The 4,439-nt window shown below is 72.3% G+C and carries 4 protein-coding genes; all 4 read left to right on the forward strand.

The window, feature by feature from the left end:
* Nucleotides 1–197: 197 nt before the first annotated feature.
* Genes RWM17_RS12620 through RWM17_RS12635 form a run of 4 tightly spaced genes read left to right on the forward strand, consistent with a single transcriptional unit; the run spans nucleotide 198 to nucleotide 4,218 of the window.
* Entirely contained in the window at nucleotides 198–1,280 is a 1,083-nt protein-coding gene (locus RWM17_RS12620) for a 3-isopropylmalate dehydrogenase (protein ID WP_314104175.1), read from the forward strand.
* Nucleotides 1,277–2,422: a branched-chain amino acid aminotransferase gene (locus tag RWM17_RS12625; RefSeq protein WP_314104177.1), complete on the forward strand. Its 1,146-nt coding sequence runs from the start codon at nucleotides 1,277–1,279 to the stop codon at nucleotides 2,420–2,422. Before RWM17_RS12620 ends, RWM17_RS12625 begins: the two co-directional genes overlap by 4 nt.
* Entirely contained in the window at nucleotides 2,419–3,189 is a 771-nt protein-coding gene (locus tag RWM17_RS12630) for a fumarylacetoacetate hydrolase family protein (protein ID WP_314104179.1), read from the forward strand. Before RWM17_RS12625 ends, RWM17_RS12630 begins: the two co-directional genes overlap by 4 nt.
* A 9-nt stretch (nucleotides 3,190–3,198) precedes the next feature.
* The gene (locus tag RWM17_RS12635; RefSeq protein WP_314104180.1) at nucleotides 3,199–4,218 is read left to right on the forward strand and encodes a putative sulfate exporter family transporter; all 1,020 of its coding nucleotides are present in this window, start codon (nucleotides 3,199–3,201) and stop codon (nucleotides 4,216–4,218) included.
* Nucleotides 4,219–4,439 lie beyond the last annotated feature (221 nt).

The raw sequence follows: 4,439 nt of genomic DNA on the forward strand, positions 1-4,439 counted from the left end.
GCCCTCCGCCGGGCCTCCGCGCACGACTGACCCGCAGGAGGCGCGGCGCCCGTCCTGCAGGAGGCGCCCGACCGGTCCCCCAGGAGGCGCGGCACCCGTCCCCCGACGGCCGCCCGCGACCCCCTTCGGGCGGCGCGGCGCCCCTCCCCGCGCAGGTACAGTGAAGGGTCACCCGCTTCGCCGACCCCAGGAGTCCCATGTCGCGCACCGTCCGCCTCGCCGCCGTCCCCGGCGACGGCATCGGCCCCGAGGTCGTCGCCGAGGCGCTCAAGGTGCTCGAGGTCGCGGCAGGCGACGACGCCTCCTTCGAGGTGACGCCGTTCGAGCTCGGCGCGACGCGCTACCTCGAGACGGGCGACATCCTCACCGACGACGACCTGGCGGCGCTCGCCTCGCACGACGCGATCCTGCTCGGCGCGGTCGGCGGCGACCCGCGCGACCCGCGCCTCAGGGGCGGCATCATCGAGCGGGGCCTGCTGTTGAAGCTCCGTTTCGCCTTCGACCACTACGTCAACCTGCGCCCCACCACCGTCTACCCGGGGGTCCCGTCGCCGCTGGCCGATCCCGGCGAGGTCGACTTCGTCGTCGTCCGTGAAGGCACCGAGGGGCCGTACGTCGGCAACGGCGGCGTCCTCCGTGCCGGCACGCCGCACGAGATCGCCAACGAGGTGAGCGTCAACACCGCGCACGGCGTCGAGCGGGTGGTCCGCTTCGCCTTCGAGAAGGCGCGCAGCCGTCGGGGCCGCCTGACCCTCGTGCACAAGACCAACGTGCTCGTCTTCGCGGGCGGCCTCTGGCAGCGGATCGTCGACGCGGTCGCGGCCGAGTACCCCGACGTCGAGGTCGAGTACCAGCACGTCGACGCGGCGACCATCCACCTGGTCGTCGACCCGGCACGCTTCGACGTGATCGTCACGGACAACCTGTTCGGCGACATCCTCACCGACCTCGCCGGGGCGATCAGCGGCGGCATCGGGCTCGCGGCGTCGGGCAACCTCAACCCGAGCGGGGCGTTCCCGAGCATGTTCGAGCCCGTGCACGGCTCGGCGCCCGACATCGCCGGCCAGCAGCTGGCCGACCCGACCGCCGCGGTCCTGTCCGTCGCGCTCCTCCTCGACCACCTGGGCCTGCAGGAGGCGGCGGCGCGGGTCCGCGAGGCCGTCGAGGCCGACATCGCCGCCCGTCAGCAGTCCGCGGGCACCCGCCGCAGCACGTCCGAGATCGGCACGGCGATCGCCGACCGCGTCGCCGCCCTCACCAGCCAGGAGGCCGCATCATGAGCCAGACCGACGACACCACGACCGCCGACACCGTCACGCCCGACGACACCGCCGAGTTCGGCCTCAGCTTCGAGCTGACCCCGTCCGAGTCGGTCCGCGACAGCGCCGAGCGCGAGGTGATCCTCAGCGACCCGGGCTTCGGCAAGCACTTCACCGACCACATGGTCTCCATCCGCTGGACCCTCGACGAGGGCTGGCACGCCGCCCGCGTCCACCCGTACGGGCCGCTCCAGCTCGACCCGGCGGCGTCGGTGCTGCACTACGCGCAAGAGATCTTCGAGGGGATGAAGGCCTACCGCCACGCGGACGGCTCGATCTGGTCCTTCCGCCCCGACGCCAACGGCAGGCGCCTCCAGCGCTCGGCGCGGCGTCTCGCGCTGCCCGAGCTCTCGACCGACGACTTCGTCGAGAGCGTCAAGCAGCTGGTGCAGGTCGACAGCTCGTGGGTGCCGAGCGCGCCCGAGACGAGCCTCTACCTGCGGCCGTTCATGATCGCGAGCGAGAGCTTCCTCGGCGTGCGGGCGGCCCAGCAGGTCGACTACCACGTCATCGCGAGCCCTGCAGGTGCCTACTTCACCGGAGGCGTGGCCCCGGTCTCGATCTGGCTCACCACGAACTACGCCCGCGCGGGCAAGGGCGGCACGGGTGCCGCCAAGACGGGCGGCAACTACGCCTCGTCGCTGCTGCCGCAGCAGGAGGCCTACGAGAACGGCTGCCAGCAGGTGCTGTTCCTCGACTCGTCCGAGAGCACCTACATCGAAGAGCTCGGCGGCATGAACGTCGTGCTCGTCTACGCGGACGGCACCCTGGTCACCCCCGACAGCGACTCGATCCTCGAGGGCATCACCCGCGACTCGATCCTCGAGCTCGCCGAGGCGCGCGGCCACCGGGTCGAGCGCCGTCGGGTGTCGCTCGACGAGTGGCGTGACGGGGTCGAGAACGGCGACATCGTCGAGGTCTTCGCCTGCGGCACCGCCGCCGTGGTCGTCCCGATCGCCGAGCTCAAGGGCGAGGGCTTCCACGTCGGCTCGCCCGCCGCCGAGGGCGGACCCCTCACGATGTCGCTGCGCGAAGAGCTCACCGACATCCAGTACGGGCGTCGCGACGACGTCCACGGATGGATGACGAGGCTCGACGCATGAAGATCGCACGGTTCGCGACTCCCGGAGAAGACCCCCGCTACGGCATCGTCGACGAGCGCGAGCTGATCGTGCTCGCGGGCGACCCGATGTACAGCGGCTACGAGACCACGGGCGAGCGTGTCTCGCTCCGCTCGGCCAAGCTGCTCGCGCCGGTGATCCCGCGCTCGAAGGTCGTGGGAGTGGGCCTGAACTACCACGACCACGCCGACGAGCTGGGGCAGACCCCGCCGGAGGCGCCCCTGCTGTTCCTGAAGCCGAACACGACGGTCATCGGGTTCGGCGACTCGATCCAGCTGCCGCCCGACGTCGGGCAGGTCGACTTCGAGGGCGAGCTCGCCATCGTGATCGGCTCGATCGCCAAGCGCGTCAAGGCCGAGGACTACCAGGACGTGGTCTTCGGCTACACGATCGCGAACGACGTCACCGCTCGCGACGTGCAGACTGCCGACGGCCAGTGGACCCGGGCCAAGGGCTACGACACGTTCCTGCCGCTCGGCCCGTACATCGAGAACGAGTTCGACTGGAGCGACGCGACCATCGAGACCCGCGTCGACGGCGAGGTCAAGCAGCGCGAGTCGACGATGCAGATGATCCACAAGATCCCCGAGCTGATCGAGTACGTGACCGACGTGTTCACGCTCCTGCCCGGCGACGTCATCCTCACCGGCACCCCCGCCGGCATCGGCCCGTTCACCGCCGGCGAGACCGTCGAGGTCGCGATCTCGGGCATCGGCTCGCTGATCAACCCCGCCAAGAACCGCGTCTAGGCGTCGTCGGTGACGACCCCGGCGCCCTCCGCCGCGCCTCCGCGGCGACGGGTTCTCCCCGGGGTCGGCCTCGCGGCCGCGGTGCTCGGGGTCGCCTGGCTCGTGCACCTGGTGGTGCCGGCGGTCCCGATCCTGACGGGCTGCGTCGTCCTCGGCATCGCCCTCGGCCAGGTGCCGGCGTTCCGGCCGGCGCTCGACGGGGTGCTCGCACCCGGGCTGACCCTCGCGGCGAAGCGCCTGCTCCGCATCGGGGTCGTGCTGCTCGGGCTGAAGCTCAGCCTGGTCGACGTGGCCGGGCTCGGCTGGGCCACGGTGCTCAGCGTCGTCGGGATCCTGGTCGCCACGTTCTTCGTGACCTGGCTGCTCGGGAGGTGGGCGCGCCTCCCCGGTGACCAGCCCCTCCTGCTGGCTGCCGGCTTCTCGATCTGCGGGGCGTCGGCCATCGGCGCGATGTCGGCGGTGACCCGCGACCGCGGCAAGGACGCCGCGACCCCGGTGGCCTTGGTCACCCTGTGCGGCACCGCGGCGATCGCGGTCCTCCCCGCGCTCGGCACGGCGCTCGGCCTGACGCCGGTGCAGTTCGGCGCGTGGACCGGGGCCAGCGTGCACGACGTCGGCCAGGTGGTCGCGACCGCGCAGACCGCCGGCGCCTCGGCGCTCGCGATCGCCGTGGTGGTCAAGCTCACACGGGTGGTCATGCTCGCACCGGTGGTCGCGATCACCTCCGCGGTGGTCCGCCGAGGGGGAGGCGACGCTGGCACCCGACCTCCCCTGGTGCCCCTGTTCGTGGTCGGGTTCCTCGCCGCGGTCGTGCTGCGCACCCTGGTGGACCTGCCGGAGGCGGCGGTCACGGGAGCCGACACCGTCCAGACCGTCCTGCTCGGCCTGGCCCTCGTCGGGCTCGGGTCGAGCGTCCGGCTCGAGCGTCTCGCCCGCGCCGGGGGGCGCGCCGTCCTCGTCGGCCTCGGCTCCTGGGTCTTCGTCGCGGGGCTCTCGCTGCTCGTCGTCCTCGCGTTGCCGCTCGGCTGACGACCCTGCCCCCTCGCCCTCGCCCCTCGCCCCTCGCCCCTCGGCGAGGGGGAGCGATCGGGTCGATCGGGCCGGTCGGTCGCGATCGTCAGCATGCCCTGAGGCGCCCTGTGCCGGGCCCAGACGGACGATCAGGGCTCGACCCTTGATTTTCCGGGGATGCCGTTTGCGACACGCCCGGGATGCGGCAGGGTTTGGACGATGTGGCTGGTGTGCCTGTA

The organism is uncultured Frigoribacterium sp. (genome assembly GCF_963515265.1).
GTDB lineage: Bacteria > Actinomycetota > Actinomycetes > Actinomycetales > Microbacteriaceae > Frigoribacterium.

Excerpts from the sequence above, each read along its gene's own strand:
- RWM17_RS12620 (WP_314104175.1), top strand. The coding sequence starts at position 198 with ATGTCGCGCACCGTCCGCCTCGCCGCCGTCCCCGGCGACGGCATCGGC.
- RWM17_RS12630 (WP_314104179.1), top strand. The coding sequence starts at position 2,419 with ATGAAGATCGCACGGTTCGCGACTCCCGGAGAAGACCCCCGCTACGGC.
- RWM17_RS12625 (WP_314104177.1), top strand. The coding sequence starts at position 1,277 with ATGAGCCAGACCGACGACACCACGACCGCCGACACCGTCACGCCCGAC.